23 protein-coding genes and 1 tRNA gene are annotated in these 22502 nt (G+C 53.2%); 15 read left to right on the top strand and 9 right to left on the bottom strand.

Features of this window, described 5'->3' with window-relative positions; all coding sequences use genetic code 11:
• Positions 1 to 101 precede the first annotated feature (101 nt).
• The 3 genes from secB to ACJJI3_RS17780 all read right to left on the bottom strand — a co-directional run bounded on the left by secB (position 102) and on the right by ACJJI3_RS17780 (position 1461).
• Positions 102 to 593, bottom strand: a complete 492-nt coding sequence (gene secB / locus ACJJI3_RS17790; protein WP_282930772.1) for a protein-export chaperone SecB — start codon at positions 591 to 593, stop codon at positions 102 to 104.
• A gap of 160 nt (positions 594 to 753) precedes the next feature.
• A complete protein-coding gene (grxC, locus tag ACJJI3_RS17785; protein WP_444940444.1) occupies positions 754 to 1014 on the bottom strand; it encodes a glutaredoxin 3 in 261 nt (86 codons plus the stop codon).
• A 30-nt stretch (positions 1015 to 1044) separates the two neighbouring features.
• Positions 1045 to 1461, bottom strand: coding sequence for a rhodanese-like domain-containing protein (locus tag ACJJI3_RS17780; RefSeq protein WP_282930770.1), 417 nt, complete (start codon positions 1459 to 1461; stop codon positions 1045 to 1047).
• A 216-nt stretch (positions 1462 to 1677) separates the two neighbouring features.
• Here ACJJI3_RS17780 and gpmI point away from each other — a divergent pair, with 216 nt between their 5' ends.
• The 3 genes from gpmI to ACJJI3_RS17765 all read left to right on the top strand — a co-directional run bounded on the left by gpmI (position 1678) and on the right by ACJJI3_RS17765 (position 6083).
• Positions 1678 to 3225 carry a 2,3-bisphosphoglycerate-independent phosphoglycerate mutase gene (gene gpmI / locus ACJJI3_RS17775; protein ID WP_444940443.1) on the top strand — a complete coding sequence of 516 codons (1548 nt, stop codon included), beginning with the start codon at positions 1678 to 1680 and terminating at the stop codon, positions 3223 to 3225.
• Positions 3225 to 4352, top strand: coding sequence for a murein hydrolase activator EnvC family protein (locus tag ACJJI3_RS17770; protein ID WP_444940442.1), 1128 nt, complete (start codon positions 3225 to 3227; stop codon positions 4350 to 4352). Before gpmI ends, ACJJI3_RS17770 begins: the two co-directional genes overlap by 1 nt.
• 372 nt (positions 4353 to 4724) lie before the next feature.
• On the top strand, positions 4725 to 6083 hold the full coding sequence (locus tag ACJJI3_RS17765; protein WP_444934455.1) for a S41 family peptidase: 1359 nt from the start codon (positions 4725 to 4727) through the stop codon (positions 6081 to 6083).
• A 47-nt stretch (positions 6084 to 6130) separates the two neighbouring features.
• Here the strand turns inward: ACJJI3_RS17765 and hisF are convergent, their stop codons facing one another.
• The 4 genes from hisF to hisB are packed head-to-tail and all read right to left on the bottom strand — an operon-like array spanning position 6131 to position 8912.
• Positions 6131 to 6892, bottom strand: coding sequence for an imidazole glycerol phosphate synthase subunit HisF (hisF, locus tag ACJJI3_RS17760; RefSeq protein WP_282930766.1), 762 nt, complete (start codon positions 6890 to 6892; stop codon positions 6131 to 6133).
• Positions 6892 to 7623 carry a 1-(5-phosphoribosyl)-5-[(5-phosphoribosylamino)methylideneamino]imidazole-4-carboxamide isomerase gene (hisA, locus tag ACJJI3_RS17755; RefSeq protein ID WP_444940441.1) on the bottom strand — a complete coding sequence of 244 codons (732 nt, stop codon included), beginning with the start codon at positions 7621 to 7623 and terminating at the stop codon, positions 6892 to 6894. The genes hisF and hisA overlap by 1 nt, the downstream gene beginning before the upstream one ends.
• Positions 7624 to 7671: 48 nt before the next feature.
• Positions 7672 to 8325: an imidazole glycerol phosphate synthase subunit HisH gene (gene hisH, locus ACJJI3_RS17750; protein ID WP_444940440.1), complete on the bottom strand. Its 654-nt coding sequence runs from the start codon at positions 8323 to 8325 to the stop codon at positions 7672 to 7674.
• Positions 8325 to 8912 (bottom strand): imidazoleglycerol-phosphate dehydratase HisB, encoded by a 588-nt coding sequence (gene hisB / locus ACJJI3_RS17745; RefSeq protein ID WP_282930763.1) that lies wholly within the window; start codon positions 8910 to 8912, stop codon positions 8325 to 8327. The genes hisH and hisB overlap by 1 nt, the downstream gene beginning before the upstream one ends.
• 125 nt (positions 8913 to 9037) lie before the next feature.
• On the opposite strand from hisB, the gene ACJJI3_RS17740 reads away from it, so the two are divergent.
• The 12 genes from ACJJI3_RS17740 (at position 9038) to ACJJI3_RS17685 (ending at position 19903) form a co-directional block, all read left to right on the top strand.
• Entirely contained in the window at positions 9038 to 9328 is a 291-nt protein-coding gene (locus ACJJI3_RS17740) for a hypothetical protein (protein ID WP_444940439.1), read from the top strand.
• An 83-nt stretch (positions 9329 to 9411) separates the two neighbouring features.
• The gene (locus tag ACJJI3_RS17735; RefSeq protein ID WP_444940438.1) at positions 9412 to 11514 is read left to right on the top strand and encodes a TonB-dependent receptor; all 2103 of its coding nucleotides are present in this window, start codon (positions 9412 to 9414) and stop codon (positions 11512 to 11514) included.
• 165 nt (positions 11515 to 11679) lie between these two features.
• A complete protein-coding gene (locus tag ACJJI3_RS17730; RefSeq protein WP_444940437.1) occupies positions 11680 to 13839 on the top strand; it encodes an AsmA family protein in 2160 nt (719 codons plus the stop codon).
• A 79-nt stretch (positions 13840 to 13918) separates the two neighbouring features.
• Positions 13919 to 15004: an A/G-specific adenine glycosylase gene (mutY, locus tag ACJJI3_RS17725; RefSeq protein ID WP_444942574.1), complete on the top strand. Its 1086-nt coding sequence runs from the start codon at positions 13919 to 13921 to the stop codon at positions 15002 to 15004.
• A 15-nt stretch (positions 15005 to 15019) separates the two neighbouring features.
• A complete protein-coding gene (locus ACJJI3_RS17720; RefSeq protein ID WP_282930759.1) occupies positions 15020 to 15295 on the top strand; it encodes an oxidative damage protection protein in 276 nt (91 codons plus the stop codon).
• Between the two features lie 126 nt (positions 15296 to 15421).
• Positions 15422 to 15497 (top strand) — tRNA-Phe (locus ACJJI3_RS17715).
• Positions 15498 to 16116: 619 nt separating this feature from the next.
• Complete coding sequence (locus ACJJI3_RS17710; RefSeq protein WP_444940436.1) at positions 16117 to 16602, top strand: hypothetical protein; 486 nt, start codon at positions 16117 to 16119, stop codon at positions 16600 to 16602.
• 17 nt (positions 16603 to 16619) lie between these two features.
• On the top strand, positions 16620 to 17045 hold the full coding sequence (locus tag ACJJI3_RS17705; protein WP_444940435.1) for a hypothetical protein: 426 nt from the start codon (positions 16620 to 16622) through the stop codon (positions 17043 to 17045).
• Between the two features lie 216 nt (positions 17046 to 17261).
• Positions 17262 to 18059 carry a hypothetical protein gene (locus ACJJI3_RS17700; protein ID WP_444940434.1) on the top strand — a complete coding sequence of 266 codons (798 nt, stop codon included), beginning with the start codon at positions 17262 to 17264 and terminating at the stop codon, positions 18057 to 18059.
• 101 nt (positions 18060 to 18160) lie between these two features.
• Positions 18161 to 18598, top strand: coding sequence for a DUF1810 domain-containing protein (locus ACJJI3_RS17695; protein ID WP_444940433.1), 438 nt, complete (start codon positions 18161 to 18163; stop codon positions 18596 to 18598).
• Between the two features lie 380 nt (positions 18599 to 18978).
• Positions 18979 to 19602 (top strand): GDSL-type esterase/lipase family protein, encoded by a 624-nt coding sequence (locus tag ACJJI3_RS17690; protein ID WP_444940432.1) that lies wholly within the window; start codon positions 18979 to 18981, stop codon positions 19600 to 19602.
• A gap of 172 nt (positions 19603 to 19774) precedes the next feature.
• On the top strand, positions 19775 to 19903 hold the full coding sequence (locus tag ACJJI3_RS17685; protein ID WP_444940431.1) for a DUF1810 family protein: 129 nt from the start codon (positions 19775 to 19777) through the stop codon (positions 19901 to 19903).
• A gap of 37 nt (positions 19904 to 19940) precedes the next feature.
• On the opposite strand, the gene ACJJI3_RS17680 is transcribed toward ACJJI3_RS17685, so the two are convergent.
• Both ACJJI3_RS17680 and ACJJI3_RS17675 read right to left on the bottom strand, forming a co-directional pair.
• Positions 19941 to 21278: a dicarboxylate/amino acid:cation symporter gene (locus ACJJI3_RS17680; protein WP_444940430.1), complete on the bottom strand. Its 1338-nt coding sequence runs from the start codon at positions 21276 to 21278 to the stop codon at positions 19941 to 19943.
• Positions 21279 to 21467: 189 nt separating this feature from the next.
• Positions 21468 to 22481, bottom strand: coding sequence for a YHYH protein (locus tag ACJJI3_RS17675; RefSeq protein ID WP_444940429.1), 1014 nt, complete (start codon positions 22479 to 22481; stop codon positions 21468 to 21470).
• Between the last annotated feature and the right edge of the window lie 21 nt (positions 22482 to 22502).

The raw sequence follows: 22502 nt of genomic DNA, 5'->3' as shown, positions 1-22502 counted from the left end.
GGGATAGTCAGTAAAATGGACGCTATCCCCGGAGAGATTACAGATATAAAAAAAGGCCCCGCTAAGGGACCTTTTTATCGTGCCAGCTGGGCTAAAGCGAATTAAGCGTTCGCTTGAGCGCCCTCTGCTTCTTTCTGTGCCTTATCGAGGGCAGCAGCGAACAGAGCGTCGAAGTTCACCGGCGGCAACATCAGTGCCGGGAAAGAACCTTTAACTACAGCGTTATCGATCACTTCGCGAGCGTAGGGGAACAGAATTTGCGGGCAGGCAGTATTCAGGGCCTGGGCCAGCTGTTGACCTTCCAGACCTTTGATACCGAACAGGCCAGCTTGTTTTACTTCCACCAGGAAAGCGGTGTCTTCTTCCAGCTTTACGGTGATAGTCAGGGTCAGAGCCACTTCGTACAGATCGTCTTCGATCTTCGCGGTCTTGGTGTTCAGCTCCTGATTAACCTGGGGCTTCCACTGCTTTTTGAAGACCTCGGCACCCATCGGGGTTTCGAAGGAGAGGTCTTTCAGGTAGATGCGTTGCATCGCAAATTGTACTTGTGGAGCCTCTGCGTTTGCCGCTGCGCCATTTAATTCTTCAGCCATGTTACAGCCTGTTCATTATAAAAAGTTTATTGATGCCTTCCGTGAGAAAGACTCCGGTAATAACTCAACAGTTGGGGCCTCGATAAAACGTTTCAAGGCCCAGACCGGATAAATAGCAAAAATTGGGGACCGCATGTTGGCGGCCGCGTCAGTTTTCCGCTTATCCCGCTGCTTTCAGCAATTTGTCGAGTCGGCCACCGCGCTCCAACGCCATCAGGTCGTCGCAACCACCTACATGCTTATCGCCAATCCAAATCTGCGGCACCGAGCGGCGCCCCGCCTTGTCAGCCATTTCTGCGCGCAAGCCGGGATTATTGTCCACAGGGATTTCGCGATAAGCGACACCCTTGCTATCCAGTAGCTGCTTGGCGCGAATACAGTAGGGGCAGAAACGGGTGGAATAAATGACAACATTCTGCATGACAAAACTCCGTCAAACTGATACTTCAGGTTAACCTTTGCCTTTAACGACAGGCAGGTTCTGGTTAGCCCACTCGCTCATTCCGCCCTGCAGGCGACGCACTTGGAAACCTTTCTGTTTCAGCATGCGCCCCACCGGACCTGCGTGCTGCCCCATCTTGTCAGCGACAATAATGGTCTTGTCTTTAAACGGTTCCAGCTCGGCAATGCGCTCAGCCACATCCCCGTGGGGAATATGCAGGGAGTCGACAATATGACCGGCAGTGAACTCGCTGCGATCGCGAATATCCAGCACCTTGGCCCCGTCGCTATTGATCAGCTTGGTCACTTCATGAAGTGATGCCGGCTCGCCAGACTTGAATCGCTCAGTCAAAACAAATGCGTAAAGCAATGCCACAAGCAGGCCGACCAACAGCCACTGCTCAGCTAAAAAGTCGAGAAAATCCACTTCGCCCCCAAAATCCTCAAGTGGTAATCAATAGGGCGCTACGGCGCCCAATGCCGGCGGGAGTATACACGATCATGGCGAAATTCTAATCAACCAAATCCCTCCGCCCCAGCCTCTTTGTAATCCGGCTTAAGCTAAATAACATGGTGAAATACCAGCCCCACAGGTTAAAATCCGCGTCCGCAATTTAACCCTTGGAAGAGGAATACTGTCGCTATGGCCGCTACGCAAGCCCCGCAAAAACGCCCCCTGGTCCTGCTGATTCTGGACGGCTTCGGCCACAGCGACAATCCCGAGCACAATGCGATTCACGCAGCCAAGTCTCCGGTTTGGGACAATATCTGGGCGACCCGCCCAAAAACCCTGATCCAGACATCCGGGATGGCGGTGGGCCTGCCCGATGGACAAATGGGCAACTCGGAAGTCGGCCATATGACACTGGGTGCTGGTCGAGTGGTCTACCAGAACTTTACCCGGATCAACAAAGCCATCCAGGACGGCGACTTCTTCCGCAATACCGCTTACACCACTGCGGTCGATAAGGCTATCGCCAACAACGGCGCCGTCCATATTATGGGACTCCTGTCCGAAGGCGGCGTACACAGCCACGAAGATCATATTGTTGCCATGATAACCCTGGCGGCACAGCGCGGCGCCCGCGCTATTTATGTACACGCATTTCTCGATGGCCGCGACACCCCACCGCGCAGTGCCGAACCCTCCCTGGCGCGCCTGATGCAGGTGTGTGACTCCGTCGGCAATGCCCATATGGCTACCCTGGCCGGGCGCTACTTCGCCATGGATCGCGACCAGCGCTGGGAGCGCACCGAGTCCGTTTACGACATGCTGACCCTGGGTACAGCAGAGCACAGTGCCAGTGACGCCCTGGCAGGACTGGCCTCGGCCTATGAGCGCGGTGAAAATGATGAGTTTGTCGCGCCAACGGTGATTGGCGAGCCCGCTCCGATCCAGGACGGCGATGCCCTTATCTTTATGAATTTCCGCCCGGATCGCGCGCGCCAGTTAACCCGCGCTTTTACCGAGCAGGACTTCAGCGGCTTCGAGCGCAAAGCCAAACCGCAGCTGGCGGACTTCGTCATGACGACCGAATACGCTGCCGATATCCACGCCAGCTGTGCCTTCCCGCCAGAAAACCTGGTCAACTCCCTCGGCGAGTACTTGTCTGCAGAGGGCAAAACCCAGCTGCGCATCGCCGAGACAGAGAAGTACGCCCACGTTACCTTCTTCTTCAGCGGCGGCCGCGAAGAGCCCTACAACGGCGAAACCCGCGAACTGATCAAGTCACCGGATGTGGCTACCTACGATCTGCAACCGGAAATGAATGCACCAATTGTCACTGACAAACTGGTAGCGGCGATTGAGAGCGGCGAGTACGACGCCATTATCTGCAACTACGCCAACGGCGATATGGTCGGCCATACCGGTGTTTTCGAGGCGGCAGTAAAAGCCGTCGAAGCCCTGGACCAGTGTGTAGAGCGCGTCGTAAACGCCGCTCTGGCTGCCGGCGGCGAGGTGCTGATTACTGCCGACCACGGCAATGTGGAAGAGATGTTCGACGCCAACTCCGGCCAAGTCAGCACCCAGCACTCCACTCTGCCGGTGCCTTTTGTTTATATCGGCGAGCGCAATGTGCAAATGTGTGACGGAGGTAGTCTGGCGGATGTAGCGCCAACCATGTTAGCGTTGATGGATCTGCCACAGCCCGCGGAAATGACCGGCCAAAGTTTGGTAAAAATGGACTGATGAAAACTCTCGTACTCTTCCTGATCACACTGATTTCCCTACCCGCCTGGAGCCAGGCAGAGGGAGATGAGCAGGCGCGCCTGGCGCAAATCAAGCAACGCATTGAGTCCCTGCAACAGGAACTCAACCAGGTGCGGGGCCAGCGCGACCAATTGCTCAAGGATTTGGAAGAGAACGAGAAAGATATTTCCGGGCTGCACCAGCGCATAGACAAGATCAAACAGGATATGCGCAGCCGCTCGGACAAGCTGCGAGAACTCCAGCAAGAACAACAGCAACTGCAAGAGTCGCGACGAAGTATGCAGCGGCGGGTCGAGCAGGAGATCGCCGCCGCATACCGACTAGGCCGACAGGAGCAGATCAAGCTCCTGCTCAACCAGCAAGACCCACAGAACGTCGCCCGCCATCTCCGCTACCACGATTACTTCCTCCAAGAACGCAGCCGCATCATAGACACTTACCTGGAAACCCTCACCTCACTGGAAACCGTATCCGCCTCCATTGAGCGCGAGCGCGAAACCTTGAAAGCCGAGCGAGAGCAGCTGCAGAAACGCCAGAGCAAACTGCGCGTCGCCCAGCAGAATCGCAAGGACACGCTGGATAAACTGGCGGCGCGGCTCTCCGATGGCGGCGGTGAACTCAAGCAGCTCCAAGGGGATCGCACACGCCTGCAAAAATTGATCGACGAAGTAGGCCGCGCCATCGCCTCACTGGTAAACCCCAGCGAGCAAAAACCCTTTGCGCGCCAGCGGGGCAAGATGCAGTGGCCTGTTGATGGCCGCCGCGCCAATGCCTATGGACAGCGCCGCGCCAATGGCATCACTTGGAAAGGTGTCACCTTGCGCGCCAATGAAGGGGAGCCGGTGCGGGCGATCCACCGCGGCCGCGTGGTTTTCTCCGATTACCTGCGCGGCCACGGCATGCTGGTTATCCTGGATCATGGAGAGGAATACATGAGTCTCTACGCCCACAACCAGTCCCTCACCCGCAATATTGGCGAGTGGGTGGAAAGTGGTGACACCATCGCTCGGGTTGGCAATAGCGGCGGACTCAGCCATAGCGGTGTTTACTTCGAAATTCGCCATCGGGGTAAAGCGCAGGACCCTACAGTTTGGTGCCGCTCCTGATCGGAGCTGGCACAGAGGGCATAATAGGAGGCGCAAAATCCCGGGCATTTTCCACGCACCCGTTATAGAGCCCCCTCGCAAATCACAGCGATCGGGATTACACACCCGCCTAATGCTCCCCACTTCATCTCACGACTCCCGCCGCTGTGCTAATTAAATGAGAAAGCACCACGACGAAAAGCTGCGGCGTAGCGGCTTTTTTATCGCCAAAAGAGAATAAGAGCGGGAGCCAACCCAGGTGTAAGACCCCTGGGCTTATGACGACTAAGATCGTGACACTGTAGAATTTGGCGTCCGCTTAGAATCCCTGCCAATCTCTGCGGTCTACACTTTCGCAAAGCAGCGAAGAAATAAGGCAGAGGTCACAACAACATGTTTATCCCCAAGGCGCTGACAACCTTGATCGGCGCAGCCGCTCTGACAGCCCTGCCTTTAATGGGTTTAACCGACGGCGACAGCCATCCCCAGGTGGCTGCAGACACTGAAGCCCGCCTGCCGCTGGAAGATCTGCGCAGCTTTGCCAAAGTTTTCGAGCAAATTCGCCAGGGCTATATCGAGGAAGTGGACGACCGCACCCTGCTGGAATATGCCATCAAAGGCATGCTGCAGGGCCTGGACCCCCACTCCTCCTACCTTGATCGCCGCTCCTTTGACGATTTGCAAGCCAACACCACCGGCGAGTTTGCCGGCCTCGGGATCGAGGTGGGCATCGAAAACGACCATATCACCGTCGTCACCCCCATGGACGACACCCCCGCCTCCCGCGCTGGCCTCAAGGCCGGCGATGTCATACTGCGCCTGTCGGGCAAATCCATGAAGGGCGTGAGCCTGGATGAAGCGGTGGAGTGGATGCGCGGGCCCAAAGGAAGCAGTGTCACCTTGACCATCGCTCGCAAAGGTTTTAAAGAACCTTTCGATGTCACTCTCAAGCGGGACACCGTGCGCGTGCGCAGTGTGCGCAGCAAAGTCCTCGATGATGGCTACGGTTATCTGCGCATCAGCCAGTTCCAGCTGGACACCGGCGCCGATGTGGCCGACGAGCTGATCAAGTTGCAGAAGAAAGGCGCACTGAAAGGGCTAGTTATCGACCTGCGCAACAACCCCGGTGGCGTGCTGCAATCCTCGGTGGAAGTAGCGGATGCATTTTTGGAAGAGGGCCTGGTGGTCTACACCGAAGGTCGCAATGAAGCCGCCAACCTGAGCTATTCCGCCGAGCCGGGCGATTTAACCGAAGGCGCTCCGCTGGTTGTATTAATCAACGCGGGCTCCGCCTCTGCAGCGGAAATTGTCGCCGGCGCCCTACAGGACCACCGCCGCGCAGTGGTGATGGGCACCGACAGCTTCGGCAAGGGCTCGGTCCAAACGGTGATCCCTATCAATAATGAGCGCGCCATCAAGCTGACAACTGCGCTCTACTTCACCCCCAATGGCCGCTCAATCCAGGCCCAGGGCATCACACCGGATATCGTGGTAGAGCGGGTGAAAGTCACCCGCTTGGACGACTCTCCCAGACCCACTGAAGCGGATTTGGCCGGGCATCTGGACAACGGTAACGGTGGTGCCGACCGGACTTCTGAAGACCGCTCGAGAGAACAGGAAGAACGGGAAGACTGGATGGATCGCGACAACCAAATCTTCGAAGCCCTCAATGTACTCAAGGGCCTCAATCTCTACGCTCACAGGGACAGGGGTTTGCGCGAGCGCCTTGCCCGCGCAGACGAACAGCAGTAAGCAAAGTACGGCGGGCCCAGGGCCCGCCGTGCAAGACCTACACCTACCTACAAGCGCATTTCAATCCCTGCGCTGTGCATAAACGCTTTCGCTTCGGCAATGGTGTATTCGCCGAAGTGAAAAATACTCGCCGCCAATACCGCATCCGCACCGCCGTGCAATACGCCATCCGCCAGGTGCTGTAGATCTCCCACACCACCGGAAGCAATGACTGGCACTTGAACCGCCTCAGTAACCGCCCGGGTCAGGGCCAGGTCAAAACCGTTCTTGGTGCCGTCGCGATCCATACTGGTCAGCAGGATTTCGCCGGCACCGTATTCGGCCATCTGCCGAGCCCAAGCCACTGCATCAATGCCAGTGGGCTGGCGCCCGCCATGAGTGAAGATCTCCCAGCGGCCCTCTCCTACCTGTTTGGCATCAATGGCCACCACAATACACTGGCTGCCAAAGCGCTCGGCGGCCTCGCGTACAAACTCGGGATTTTTCACCGCCGCAGAATTGATTGCAGTCTTGTCCGCACCGGCATTCAACAGATTGCGGATATCTTGCAAGGTGCGCACACCGCCGCCGACAGTGAGGGGGATAAACACCTCGTGGGCCATTTTCTCTACGGTGTGCAGGATGGTATCGCGCTGTTCGTGGGTGGCGGTGATATCGAGGAAAGTGACTTCATCCGCGCCGGCTTCGTTGTAGCGGCGGGCAATTTCCACCGGATCGCCGGCATCGCGGATATCGACAAAGTTAACGCCCTTCACCACGCGGCCGTTGTCTACATCCAGACAGGGAATAATACGTTTTGCCAGAGCCATTACTTGTTCCGTTGGTCGCAAAGCTGCTGCGCTTCGCGCAGGTTCAACTTGTCTTCATAGATCGCCCTGCCGGTAATCGCACCGTAGATTTCACCGACATCCAGCAGCTGTTCGATATCCTCAATGCTGCTAACACCGCCAGAGGCAATAATAGGCACCTGCACTGCTCGGGCCATTTCCAGGGTCGCCTCAATATTGACGCCTTGCATCATGCCGTCGCGGGCTATATCTGTATAAACAATAGAGCTGACGCCACAATCGGCAAAGCGCTTGGCCAATTCTGTCGCCTTCAGTTCGGAGACCTCAGCCCAGCCCTCGGTAGCCACCAAACCATCTTTAGCATCGAGCCCGACAATAATATGGCCCTCGAACTCGCGACACGCCTCTTCCACCAGCTTGGGATTTTTTACCGCCGCAGTGCCGATAATCCCCCACTGCACACCGGCATCCAGATAGCGCTCGATAGTGTGCAAATCGCGAATGCCTCCGCCAATTTGCACCGGTAAATCGGGAAACTGTTTGGCGATAGCAGTTACCGCTTCACCGTTCACCGGATTGCCGGCGAAGGCACCATTCAGGTCCACCAGGTGCAGGCGCTTGGCTCCCTCGTTCACCCAGTGCTGTGCTGTCGCCAGGGGATCATCGGAAAATACAGTGGCGTCATCCATCTCGCCCTGGCGCAGGCGCACGCATTGGCCGTCTTTTAAATCAATCGCGGGAATTACAATCATGTCTTTTCTTACGTCGGCAGTAATTTCAGTGTGATCGGTGAGCTGGGTTTATTGGGCCCGGCCGTTCCAGTGGACAAAATTCTTTAGTAGCTGCAAGCCAGCCTCAGCACTCTTCTCTGGGTGGAACTGGGTGGCAAAGATATTCTCCCTGGCAACTGCGGCAGCCAGAGGGACACCGTATTCAGTTTGCCCGGCAATATCCGGGTTTTCAGCAGCCGGCACATAGTAGCTGTGGACAAAGTAGAAACGGCTGCCATCGGCAATATCGGCCCACAGGGGATGCGGCTGCCGCTGCTGAACGCTGTTCCAACCCATATGGGGCACCTTGAGCCGTTCAGCACTCTGCGCCGAGGGAATGTTGTCGCCGAAGAATTTCACCGGCTCCGGGAAAATCGCCAGGCAATCAACGCCATTATTCTCCTCGCTGTGGTGCATCATAATCTGCATACCCACACAGATACCCAGCACCGGGGTGCCCGTACTGATGGCCTCTCGAAGCAGCGGCGAAAAACCCGCTTCGACAAACCCTGCCATACAATCCCGAATGGCACCCACACCGGGCACCACCAAGCGCTCTGCGCCCGCAGCCTGCTCCGGCGTCTGCGCCAGCACCACCTCGGCCTCCGGCGCCACCTTGTTCAGGGCGCTGGCCACCGAGTGCAGGTTGCCCATACCGTAATCGAGTACCGCAATCTTACCCATCACAAGACTCCTTTGGTGGAGGGCATGGTGCCGGCCATACGGGGGTCCGGGGTCAACGCCATACGCAGGGCGCGGCCAAAGGCTTTAAATACAGTTTCCACCTGATGGTGAGCGTTGTGGCCACGCAGGCAGTCAATATGTACTGTTACCAGCGCGTGATTGACGAAGCCCTGGAAGAACTCAAAAAACAGTTCGGTATCAAAATTGCCGATCCGCTTCTGGGTGAAAGGCACATCCATAACCAGGCCGGGCCGCCCGGAGAAGTCGATTACGACCCGGGAAAGCGCCTCATCCAATGGGACATAGCTGTGGCCGTAACGGGTCATCCCCTTTTTATCCCCCAGCGCTTCGGTAATGGCTTTGCCCAGGGTAATGCCGATATCTTCCACCGTATGATGGTCATCGATATGAATATCGCCATCGCAGCTAATGTCCATGTCGATCATGCCGTGGCGGGCAATTTGATCGAGCATATGCTCCAGGAAAGGAACCCCAGTCGCGAACTTGCCATGACCTTGGCCGTCCAGGTTAACGCTGACTTGAATCTTGGTTTCCAGGGTGTCACGGGTGACGCTAGCTGTACGCATCGAAAGCGATCCTTATTTGCACGATAAGACAGAGGGCGCAAATTATAGGATGAATGACATCCCCTGTGGCTCTCTAGTGTCAGATGAAACTTGATTCGTAATTGTTTAGCCCTATCATGCTCCGCATGGTTACTCTAAAGCGCCGAAAATCCCATTACTGGGCCAGCCTGTTCCTGTTACTCGCCGTAGTAGCAGCTCAGCCGCTGTGGGCGGAGCACTTTCACCTGGGCAATACCCAGGTAGAGATGTGTGACCTGTGTTGCATGCATTCACCTGCAGCACTCGGCAGCGAGCCATTGCTCGTACAGGCTGAGCCCCAAAGTCACTATGAACGGCCCTCTGCGCCAACCGCGCGCGATTGCCAGCCAGAGCGCCAGAGTGCGCGCGCCCCTCCCTTCTTCCTGTCACTCAGCTAACACCCAAAAACCGATATTTTTTTAATGAATGCCCGCGCTGGAGCGCGTATGGCATTGTCCGCCTGTGACAGGAATAAAAAACAATGACTAAGTTCAATACTTTAGCCCTGGCTATTGCCAGCTTGGCCGTGCCCGCTATTTGCGCCGCAGAAGACAGCAACAAACTGGAAGAAGTTAACGTCACCGTTTCTCCCCTGGATAAGCCCGCCGACGCAGTAGCTGCCCCGGTATCGGTGCTCTCCGGCGAGACCCTGCGCAAAGCCGCTTCCGCCACCCTGGGCGAAACCCTGAAGAACCAGCCGGGAGTGGCCAACGCCTCCTTTGGCAGTGGCGTGGGCCTACCGGTTATTCGCGGCCAGAGCGCCAACCGGGTGAAGATCCTGAACGACAATCTGGATGTCTCTGACGCCTCCAACACCAGCGCCGATCACGCCGCCAGTATCGAACCTCTACTGGCGGAGCGCATCGAGATACTGCGCGGACCGGCGGCACTACGCTACGGCAGCGGCGCTATCGGTGGGGTGGTAAATATTATCGACGGTCGCATCCCCACTGACGTACCCGAGAAAGTTGAAGGCGCGGTTGAGATGCGCCACGACACTGCCAACAACCAGGATGCCTCGGTATTCCGCTTTACCGGCGGTGCCGGGCAGCTGGCCTGGTACTTCGACGGTGTCTACCGCGAAAATGACGACACGGAAATTCCCGGCCTCGCTATTGTCGAGCACGAGGAACACGAAGAACACGACGAGGACGAAGGCGAGCACGAGGAAGAATTCAACACCGACGGCTACGTCGGCAACACCAACGCCCGCGCCCACAGCTACAGCGGTGGAGTTTCCTGGATTACTGAAAGTGGCTATATCGGTCTGTCAGTAAACAAGCTTGAGAACAACTACGGCATTCCTCTCGGCACTCACGAGCACCACCACGATGATGAGGAGCACGACGAGGACGATCACGAGGAACACGAAGAGCATGAGGAGGAGAGCGAAGTCGAAGCTGTGCGTATCGATATGGCGCAGACTCGCTACGACCTCAAAGGCGAGCACCGCTTCAACAGCAACTATTGGGACAAGTTACGCCTGCGTATCGGCTATAACGACTACGAGCACGTAGAGTTGGAAGAGGACGCAGCCGGTACCCGCTATGCCAACGAAGCCTGGGAAGGGCGCTTGGAAATCACCCACGACAGCGGTAGCGAGTGGCGTGGCGCCTATGGCCTGCAGTTATCCGATAAAGACTTTACCTCTGACGAAGGGGCATTTATCCAGCCCTCCCGCACCCGCAGCGCCGGCCTCTTCACCATGAAGGAACGCGAATGGGGCAACTGGCACCTGGACCTGGGCGCGCGTATTGAGCGTGTCGATGTCGATCCTGAGTACGAAGAAGACCGTGACTTCAACCTATTCAGCACCAGCGCTACCCTGCAGTACTTCCTGCAAGAGCACCAGCATATCAGCGTCGGTGCCACCCGCTCCGAACGCGCCCCGGTAGCCGAAGAGCTGTTTGCCGACGGCGAGCACCTAGCCGAGGGCACATACTTAATTGGCAACAGTGAACTGGACAAAGAGCGATCCATTAATCTGGAGTTGGGCTATCACCACCACAACGAAGCGGCCAGTGGCTGGCATGCAGCGCAGATTGAAGCCAGCGTCTTCTACAACCGCATCGGCGATTACATCTACGCGCAAAACACCAATGAGTTGTTTGAAGAAGAGCTGCCCATCTACGCCTATGGCAACCGCGATGCCACCTTCTACGGTGCTGAAGCCTCGGTGAAATTTCCCCTGCGCAGCAACTTCTACCTGACTCTGTTTGGCGATGTTGTGCGCGCGAGCTTCGACGAAGATATCGCCGGTGAGAGTTCCGATGTGCCGCGCATGCCTCCCCTGCGCCTGGGTCTCGCCCTGGGAGCAGAGTACGACCAGTGGGGTTGGGAATGGCGCACAGTCGAAGCTGCGGACCAGGATCGCGCCGGCGCCTACGAAGAAGAAACCGACGGCTATACCCGTATGGACCTGAGTGCCCACTACAACTTCAACATCGGCAGCAGCGACGCGGTGATCTTCGCCAGCGCCCGCAACCTGCTCGACGAAGAAATTCGCAACTCCACCTCACTACTGCGCGACTACGCTCCTGAAGCTGGTCGCAGCGTCGAAGCCGGTGTGCGGTTTATTTTCTAATAAACACCTGCTTCAATGGCCCCGCAGTGCTTTCCCAGCCTCGCGGGGCTGCATCTCCTACAATTCCGGCATAACCTATTTGTAGAAGTGCGCGGGAACATCGAGCCGCGCTGCGGCGTCATATGCGTGACACCACACGACAAATACACAGGGACAATGCTCTCCATGGCCTGGATAAAGCGCACTTTTATCGCACTTTTAATCGTTTTCCTGCTACTCGCTGGCGCCGTCGCCTGGCTGTTAGCAGGACTCGACATCAACCAATACAAACCCCAGTTAGAAAAACTCGCTGCCAAACAGGGCATCTCCCTGCAACTGGAAGGTGATATCGGCTGGCAGCTGTGGCCCAAGCTCGGCCTGCAACTTGAAGATGTACAGCTGGCACCATTAAAGCTGCCAAAACAAACTCTGGTGAAAGCAGAAAAAATTGCCATTGGCGTGGCCCTCAAGCCACTACTGCAACGCAAAGTAGAGGCTGAGGAGATAGTCCTGGTAGCTCCGCAAATTGAGCTCACCGTCGACAAAGAAGGGCGCGGCAACTGGGAGCTGATTAGCGAGGCCCTGGAAGCTCAGAGCAAGCAACCTCCCAAACTCTCTATCCCCAAGGAACAGGAAGAGCCATCACAACAACAGGTCGACCTGAGCCTGCAAAAGCTGCGTATCGAGAAGGGCGTGGTGCTCTACAGCGATGCCCAGACTAACAAAGAGTACAAAGTCCAAGACCTGCAGGTAAGCGTTATTAACCTGGTACCGGGTGGCGAGCCGGGCAAACTCACTGCCGCAGCAGACCTTACCGGCAGCGACCTCAAACACCCGCTGAAGCTTAAAATTGATAGCACCCTCGCCCTGGATGAGGGCCTCAATGGGCTGCGCCTGCAACCGCTACAAGTAGACCTCACCTCTGAGAACAGCGCCAAGGCCAGCCTGCATATGCGCGGCTACCTGCGCAGGGACAGCAACACCCAACCCTGGCGTATACAACTAAACGTTAACGCCAATGCCGACCCTCTGCGCCCCTGGTTTGAACTGACGGGCACGGAAATCGATACCCGCGATAAAGCGGCACTGCAAAAGCTGAGTATCGAAGCGAGCGTGGAAGGTACCGAGCAAAAACTCGACCTGACACCACTGCAATTGAAACTGGACGACGTCACCTTTAGCGGCAACGCCCAGTTGCGCAACGCAGAAATGCCCGGGCTGGACCTGAACCTGCGCGGCGGCGCCTTTAACCTGGATAACTACCTGCCCCCTTCGAACGAAGATGAGGCTGGAGCCGCTTCGGCGGAACAAACCGAGGGAGTGGAAGCACAGAGTGCGCAGGCTCCCGCCGCTGAAAGCAAAAAGCAGGGAGAGCAGGCGGCACAGAGCGATCAAACTGAAACCGCAGAAAAACCAAAGAGAACAGTAGCTGCCAAACCGCCCGCAGCAGAACCCCTGCCACTGAGCGACCTGCGCGGCTTCAACGCCAATATCAACCTGGCACTGGACCAACTGCAAGCCGCTGACCTGCAAATGGACAGCCCAGAAATCCAACTCACTGTGGATAACGGCCTCTACCGACTGCAAAAATTGAGCGCCGATATCTATGGTGGCCAGCTGAACACGAATGGCCAGCTCAACGCTCGCGCCCAGTCCGCCGAGGCGCAGATGCGCGGCGGTCTCACCAATGTGGATATCGGCAAGGTCCAAGCTGCCCTCTTCCCCAGTGAAGAAGTCCAGCTGGCTGGGGAAGCCAGCGTTAACTGGAGTGCCAGCACCAAAGGTAAAACATCCACAGCTTTAGAGAAAAACCTGCGCGCCTCCGTTGAGGTTTCCAGCAAGGAAATGTCGATTTCTCCATTCAATCTGGAGAAAAACATGTGCCAGCTGTTCAGCTACGCGGAAAATACCGAAATGCCCACCCGGGACTGGCCCAACAGCACCGGACTGCAGGACCTTCGCGCCACCATCGCGGTGAAAGGCGACCAGGTGGATGTGAGCGAAATTCTCGCCGGTATCGAAAATATCGCCCTGACCGGTGACGGAGAGGTGGACCTGAAGAAACAGGACTTCGACTTCAAGCTCGGCCTGGCCCTGGTGGGCGAGAGCACCTCCGCCGACGGCTGTACCGTGCGCAACAAGCGCTGGCGCAACCGCCCGCTGCCGCTGCGCTGCAAGGGCGACTTCGACGATGTGAACATCAGCACTTGTAAACCCGACAGCCGCCGCCTCGACGACTTGCTGCGGGAAGAACTGAAGCACAAAGCCGAAAAGAAATATGGCGATAAAGTTGAAGAAAAGGTCGACGAACTGAAAGAAAAATTGAAAAATCTCTTCGGCCGCTAAGGCCCCGCTAAAGTGCACCGGGGCCCGCCCGGTGCACAACTCCAGCGTTCAACCACAGATTCCAGCCCGCAGTATCCCCATGACCCCAAAGCAGTTCCAAAATGCCGTCCTGAAATGGTTCGACAAACACGGGCGCAAAGACCTGCCCTGGCAGCAAGACATCAACCCCTATCGGGTTTGGGTGTCCGAAATCATGCTGCAACAGACCCAGGTCACCACGGTTATTCCCTACTTTGAGCGCTTTATGCAGAGCTTCCCCACTCTGGAAAGTCTCGCCCGCGCTCCCCAGGACAAAGTCCTGGCTCACTGGAGCGGCCTCGGCTACTACGCCCGCGCCCGCAACCTGCACAAATGCGCCCAGACGGTGCTGGAGGAATACGGTGGGGAGTTTCCCCAGGACGTAGAGGAACTGACCGAATTGAGCGGCATAGGCCGCTCCACTGCTGGTGCTATTGCCAGTATCAGTATGGGGCTCAGGGCGCCGATCCTAGATGGCAACGTCAAACGGGTGCTGGCCCGTTTTCACGCCGTGGAGGGCTGGCCCGGACAGACAGCGGTTGCCAATCAACTGTGGCAACTGGCCGAGACCTACACCCCAAACCAACGCGTTAACGACTACACCCAGGTGATGATGGACCTGGGTGCCACCCTGTGCACCCGCTCGAAACCACGCTGCGAGGAGTGCCCGGTGAAAAAATCCTGTGTGGCTCACGCCCAGGGCAATCCACAGGATTTCCCCGGCAAGAAACCGCGCAAGGAAAAGCCGGTGCGCAGCGCCACCCTGCTCTTGCTTGAACACAAAGGTGAGATCTACCTGGAACAGCGCCCGCCCAGCGGCATCTGGGGCGGACTCTGGAGCCCGCCTGAAGCCGACAATAGCAGCGACTGGCTCAAGGCAAAGCGCTGGCGTGCCAGTGACGTCCAAACCCTGCCGACCCTGCGACACACCTTCACTCACTTTCACCTGGATATTTCCCCGGTGTGGGTACAACTGAGCAAAGTCCCAGCACAGGTGGCGGAGAGCGGCGCTGGCTGGTATAAACTGCGGCGTTTAAACCGCCCTCGTGCGGCCCAGGAACTGGGGCTACCCGCCCCTATCGTCAAGCTGGCAAAACAACTACTGGCGCTGCAGGCTCCCCTGCTCACGCCGACCACTGCCGACTAAAACCAGGAGGAGTCCATGTCCAGAACCGTATTCTGCCGCAAGTACCAAGAGGAATTGGAAGGTCTGGATGCACCGCCCTTTCCCGGCCCCAAAGGCATGGATATCTTCGAGAACGTTTCCAAAAAAGCCTGGCTGGAGTGGATGTCCCACCAGACCATGCTGATTAACGAAAAGCACCTGAACATGATGGAACCCTCAAGCCGCGCCTACTTGAGCGAGCAGATGATGAAGTTCTTAAGCGGCGAGGAATACGACGCAGCCGACGGTTACGTTCCGCCGGAACAGCAGTAACACAAGGCCCCGAAGCTTCCCCGGCAAAGAAAAAAAACTTTTTTATAATCAAGGGGTTGACTCTGACCCGGGGAAGGGCTTTAATACGCGCCTCGCGACGCAGGGGAAGCCCAGCAAGATCGCAAAGCCCGGATAGCTCAGTCGGTAGAGCAGGGGATTGAAAATCCCCGTGTCGGTGGTTCGATTCCGCCTCCGGGCACCATCTCCAAAAGCCTCATCCTCAAGGATGGGGCTTTTTTTATGCTTGATTCACAATGAAACTCCAGCTTTCAAATCTAGGGCATACTTATTAATCGCCCACCCTTCTGCTACGCTTGCCTGCTTTTCATCCAGCCCTGTTAACCCCACCAATCCCCATTTCACCTTAAAAATTCTTTTTGCTTTTAACTCATTAGGACTGGAAAGCTTACCCCTCGACCAATTTCCTCCACTCTCTTCATGAGTCCTTTCACCCCTTCTACTTCAAAGTGCGGCTTTTTAAGAGATTGCTTTATTTCTTCTCGACCTCATTAATTATTGGATTATGCTTGATGGAAACCCTCCCTTTTTCATCTATTCTGACAATTACTTTTGCTAGTAAGGCCCTACCACGCCTTAGCGCTAAGTGACATCTAACTTAAGGAGCACCTATAATAAGTATTATCTGGGCAAATTAATGTTTAATTATCTCCGCTCTTGAAAATAGAAACTGTAAGAAAATATTACCTATTTTGACCATTATCAATGAATCAATTTTCAACTAGAAAAATATCTGAAGAATAGTAACTTAGCCTTTATACCAACCTCTATATTTCAACAATTAGACGGGATGGATCAGAACAATGACACTCAAAGAAATATCTCTCCTTATATTTGTCACTTCCCCCTCTTTATCTACTGCATGTGCGCCAATCATTCAAAAGAAGATCGCTATTCCCCCACTGTCTCCAGATAAAGAATTTACATACGTATACCCAAAACCTGAAAAAGATTATTTTATTCAGAAAATTGAAAATTCTAGTAATATCGCTATTGTTGAAATCCATGTTGATCATCATTACACCAACCATCCATACGACGCACAAACTGGCTTTATAGTTTTATATGGATGGGGAGATCCACAGCCTAAATTCATTAGCGTTCACCGGCAAGGATCAAGCTGTGGGAAACCGGAAAAAATAGAAGCAAACTCAAGATATGTAGCTATCTTTGAGAAAAATAAAAACCCAATACTAATCCCTCTTAAAGAGGCCGAAGAATCTATCAGATTTCTTGGCAAGCCAGAATATATGCATACATCCGTTGGTCTTTTACCAAGAGAATTGTAACCACAAAAGAATACAACATGAAGAACTATATACTAGTTGGCACAGCCTCATTAATGCTTATTTTATTCTCATCAATTTACGGCTTTCTATACGGAAAAGAAGGCAATGACAACATCCTCAATGAAGCCCGAGCACTAGCTCAAGAACATGCAACCAATGAATTAAAAAATAACAATTTAACCTTGATGGCAGAAAGCTACATGGGAAGCAAAATAGCGAATATCCCAGGTTTAGATGAAGAAAAATATCTAAACTGCTTATCCACTTTAGTAAGCTTGAAATTTTATAAAGACAATGCTGACTTTGAGCCTAATCTTACAGAACTTGAAAAAATTCAACAATTAAAATACACCCCAGAAAAATCGCGCCATTACGCTGTAACATTCAACGAAGTTAAACTTTCTGCAATAAGAAGGCACCCTGATGTTAATTGTATTTTTTAAAGATAAATATCAGCTTAACAGTATTTTGAACCATTTCACTTCCCTTTCCTAATCATCTCAGCCTGTAACTTTTCGGCCAATACCATTTCAATCAAAAATATCAATCGTGAGATAGATATTTAATTGGACCAACACCCTACCTACTGTAGAATGCGCGGCTTTTTGCACCTAAGCAGTGAACCACAAAAAAGTTATAGCTAAGTTTCAGAGGTATATATGCCAGCAGGGAAGCCGAATAAGAGTGTTCATTTTATTTATGGAAGTATCATTGCTCTTATTGTTTTGAGCTTTTGTTTTTTACTCTATAAAAGTGAAAGTAATGGTTCCCTACGGGTAAAAATAGGAAACAATGAGCTGGAACTACAAATTGATGATAACAACCAATCAGTTTCAATTCGAGCCTTACTCGATAAGCTGTTCCAAAATGAGGAAGCAAGTCGTGAATCCAAGGCCCTATTAAAGGAATTTGGTAATTTCTATTTGCCGACCGATCCTGAACTTATTGGAGAGATTGAAAAGCAGCCCGTCAAGTCGCAAGTCTCCCGACGTTTGCGGGAGCTTCTCTATGGGTTAAAGGGCCCCTTCGATCGACAAGCTCACAGCTACTACGATGTTGAAAGCTTGCAGGTTATCGACGCAATTAGCGGTCTGGAGTTTAACCATCCAGTGTCTAAAGGACTACGAGAAATGTTGATCTATAGACGTGGCCCCTTTGAAGAAAGATCCAAAGATGTACTGCTAAGCGTTCCCGCAGGCAATAGTATTCCATCAGGAAGAGCGGCATCCTGTCGCGGCAATGATTTTTTCAGGCGGGAAATTCGTATTTTTAATACTCAGCGAACAAATTCAATTTCCGTCTTTGTCAGCGGTAGTTTTCCTTGTACTGCTGACACTTCCAATGACATACATCGGCTAATTCAACTTTCCTATGTCGATATGAAGAACCTATTGGGAGATTCTCCTGTGGGAGCCAAGGAGCCCGCCCTTGCTGAGATCATGATGAATATCAATTAATTGGTGGAAGTTCAGCCGTCAGGCAGTTCATCCTCTCGCATTCATCCTTATTGCTGCTAACCTTGGGCCTGCAAAGGAATAAGAATAAAGGGAATCAAAGCATGGCCCAACCATTTCACCTTGAGCGTTTTGTGACGGCGCAAGAAAGCTCTTATGAAAGTGCCCTGAGTGAGTTACATAGCGGCCATAAGCGCTCCCACTGGATGTGGTATATATTCCCCCAGATCTCCGGCCTGGGGCACAGCGCGACATCCGAGCATTTTGCAATTAAAAACCTGGATGAAGCTCGGGCATACCTGGAGCACCCTGTGCTCGGCCCCAGGCTCAAAGAGTGCTGCAAGGAGTTATTGCAACTGAATAATTACTCCGCTTACCAGATATTCGGCTCACCGGATGATGTAAAACTTAAGTCATCCATGACGCTATTTTCTATCGCCGATCCCAAAGACAAGCTATTTGAAAAGGTGCTGGAAAAATACTATGAAGGACAGAAGGACCTTCGTACTTTCGAGATACTGAAAGTTCCTGTCCAACATTAGTTGCCCGCAAGGATGGGGCTTTTTTTATGATCGAAAGGCTGGATGGCAATCATTATCTGAACCACTATATTGGCGTACAAGCTGTAGTATCCATACTCACAGAATCTACTACTCTACCCGTATTAAATTTTCCTCATCATTTTAAGCCAAACCGATCAGCACCTCTTTCCCCCAAAGAAACTATAAATCTGCTGCCCAACTTAGAACTCTCTCCATTCAATTTCTATTTGTTTTTTAACAAGGCTATTCCTACCCCAGCCTTGGACTCTCAATTTTTCGAAATCACGATTTGATACTAATTCATACAACCTGGACCTGGTAGATGTCTATAATGGTAACGGCAAATAAAATCCAAAGTTCAGTCAAATTAGTGACTTTCTATGGCACGAAGAGTCCCCAAAAAAATTGTCTTTATTGGCTCCAGTTCCATCTATGGAAAAGGTGATACAGAACTAGGCGGATTTGTTCAAAGATTCCGGTTTCGGTTCGAAACTTTAGATCCCCATAATATAGTTTACGCTCTGGGAATATTCGGAGAGAACGCGAACTCTTTAGCCATAAGACTTTCCCGAGAACTGCCTCCAAGAAGGCCACACTTAATCGGGATATATCCTGGTTTCAATGATATTTGCCGTATCGGGGGACCAAAGGCTGAGAACTCTGTAGCGCTGGACTCTTTCCGTCAAACAGTGCGACAGCTGTTACAAACGTCTAAAACCATCGCGCCGTCCTTCCTAATGACAGGTATTCCGTTCGATGAGCAACGAACTACTCCCTTTCGGAATAGTGATAGCTATTTCTATCAGGCTGATGCTGACCTTTATAACCAAGCTATGAGAGAATCTGCCACTGCCGAAATGATCCCCATACTGGAGTTTGACAGTTTATGGCGAGATCAGGAATTTATTACCCTTCTCTCAGAGGATGGCCTCCATGCAAATCCCAAGGGACATCAATTACTGTATGAACAGACTTGGGATTTTATCTCTAAAAATTACTTTTAGTATTTCTACATATTTTTCAATCAGATAAATTATAAAAATATAAAGACTGGAACGATATTAAATAGTTTATATTTGTTTTTTCATATTATAAAGATCACCCATACTTTACATATGCCACTTTTTTCTATTTCAAGCTTCCTTTAGATACACTAGAAGTAATTAAGATTTTAAGATGAAATCTTCTATGGCCTTATCCGCATTGGTAGAAGAGGGCAGAACTTTATTTGATGCACTCCTGGAGAAATACTACGAAGGTCAAAAAGACCCTCGTACTCTGGAAATTCTAGTTATGCCGCAATAGAAACCGGGACCCCTCATTTAAGCCATCACTTTAACAGTCAGGCCATTTGGGCGGCTTCCTCCTCCAGGTTGTCGCTGCCCAACAAGCGGTCCATCACCAGACAGGCTGTCAGATCCCCGGTCACATTGACTGCTGTACGGCACATATCGAGAATCCGATCCACCCCCAGAATCAGCGCAATACCTTCCGGCGGGACACCAATACCGGCCAGAATTGTCGCCAGGATTACGATACCGACGCCCGGCGTACTGGGAGAGCCAATTGAAGCGCCAACGGTAGTTACGGTCAGCCCCACTAGCTGCGCGGTTGTCAGGTCAATGCCATATACCTGGGTTAGGAACACCGCAGCAATCACCTGATACAGCGCTGTGCCATCCATATTCACAGTAGCGCCCAGGGGCACAATAAATTTGGCGATGGATGGCTTTACTCCCAGGGGACTTTCTGCAACTTTCATTGACAGCGGCATTACCGCAGCAGAGCTGGATGTGGAGAATGCCAGCAGCTGCACTCCGCTAATTCTCTGCAAAAATGTGATCGGGCCGACGGAGGTCACCAGGGAAACAATTATCAGGTAAAAACTGAGAAGAATAAGTAGTCCCAGAATCACGGTGCCCACATACACAGACATTCCCAGAATTGCAGTGAGACCCACGCGAATAGCAATATCTGCCAGGAGGCCAAATACGGCCAGGGGCGCAAACAGCATGGCCCAGCCAACCACTTTAAGTGCGACCTCCTGAATAATGCCAAAAGCGTATACTGCGGTTTCCCGCTGCTTTTGCGGCAACAGCATCACTGCAACACCAATAAAAATCGCGTAGACCACCAGCTGCAACATATTGCGCATGGCGATACTTTCGTTGAGGTTGGCGGGAATCAATTCAGCAATACGCTCGGGAAGCGGTTTGCTCTCCATCACCTGGGGGGCGCTCGCAACTTGCAACTCGGTAGCGGCGCTGAGCAGGGACTCATCGATATAGTCGCCGGGTTGGATCAACTGGACCAAGATAATGCCGATAATCACCGCAACAGTGGTAGTGCCGACAAAGTAGGGAGCAATGCGCAGTCCGACACGTTTAAGCTGACTGACGTTCCCGCTGCCACTGAGCCCCAGGATGATTGAGGACATAATCAGCGGTATCACCACCATCTGGATCATATTCAGAAAGATGGAGCCCGGCAGCTTAAACCAGCTGGCCAATGCCGTACTGAGATCCTGGCTCACCAGCGCAGCCCCTTCAGGAGATAGCAGCAGGCCGACAGTTAGCCCCAGGATCATGGCGACCACTATCTGCATCCACAGGCGAGTGCGCACCAGCACACCGAGGGATTCCACCATTCGGATCAGATAGAAATTTGTACCATTGCTCATTGTTGGTATTCCGGATTACCTGAAATAGTTAGAGGCATTATGTCCCAGGGCCATTAAGGAAACCTGACGGTCAGATCAAGTCCTGGGCTTATAAGACAGTTATTCAACGCCATTTATTGATATCAATACCAAAAAGAGCGCTGAGACTCTCTTTGTCTTTCACTATTTGAAGCAACAATTGGGCCTGAGTTAACGCCTGGGTGGTCCGGGAGGTCCCCGGTGGGAGAAATCGCACTGGCTTTGATTGCCGGCCAGGGCACAACCTCTCTCCCCTTTTAGGCAATGCAGGATATCGTTTTCTGCAGCGAGGTTGGCGTGGTAGTGGTAGCCCAGGCCGGCAAACTCGTGGCCACGGCATTCGTCCAGGTCATCGGGCTCGCGACCATCGGCATTCTCCCGCGCATAGATCAGGTAGCCATCTATGGCGACACCGACTATCGCTGCATGGCTTGCGGCAGACGGGTAGGCTTGGCTGCAACCCAGGGCAGCATGGTAGTGATAGCCCACGTGGGGATTTACATGACCACCGCAGGCATCCACTGGCGCTAAGGTGTGTGCACCCAAAATTGCGCCGATGGGCGCGGCGATATCAAATTTAACCCCATTAAAAGCAACCCCATAACCGGAAAAACCATCGGGATTCTGCTTTGACTTGGCCTTCTCAGGCTGTACCGGGATCAGGTAGCGGGTATGAAAATCCGGGCCCATATAGCTGGCCAGGCATTCCACGCAGTAATTGTTGTACTCCGGTGCTACATCAGGCCGCGCGGCCATCTCGCAGGCCTTCTTCGAATCGGTAACCTTTATCGCCCCGGTTTTAGGATCATATAGGCTCCATTTTGGATCAGAGAAAAAGGTCGCAGCATTTTTAACGAAAGGTCCATCAATCGGCTCTATCTGCTGTTTGATAAACATCATGCCGCCAGACGTAATTGGATCGACAACATTGCGTGGGCACCAGGGCCCTATTTTATGTTTGGGTTCAGCCTTTACCACAATCATCCAGCATTGGGTCTTGCGCCCCTCAGAGAGGGTGCAATCCACTTTTTTAATTTCCTCAACCAGTGCGTCTTTGGCAAATAAGTGGGGGATACCCATTTGCTCGGTAAAATCGGTATGAGCGTAAACAGAAGCGCTTAAAAATATCAGCAGAAAAAATGCTACACGCATGGCGACCACTACCTGAATCCTTGGACTGCTCAAGTTTAGCAGCGCTGCCTCCCT

The sequence above is a fragment of the Microbulbifer maximicatervae (SeqCode) genome, from assembly GCF_052466985.1.
The sequence above is the reverse complement of the archived record's forward strand: the minus strand, read 5'-3'. Positions and strand labels throughout refer to the sequence as shown.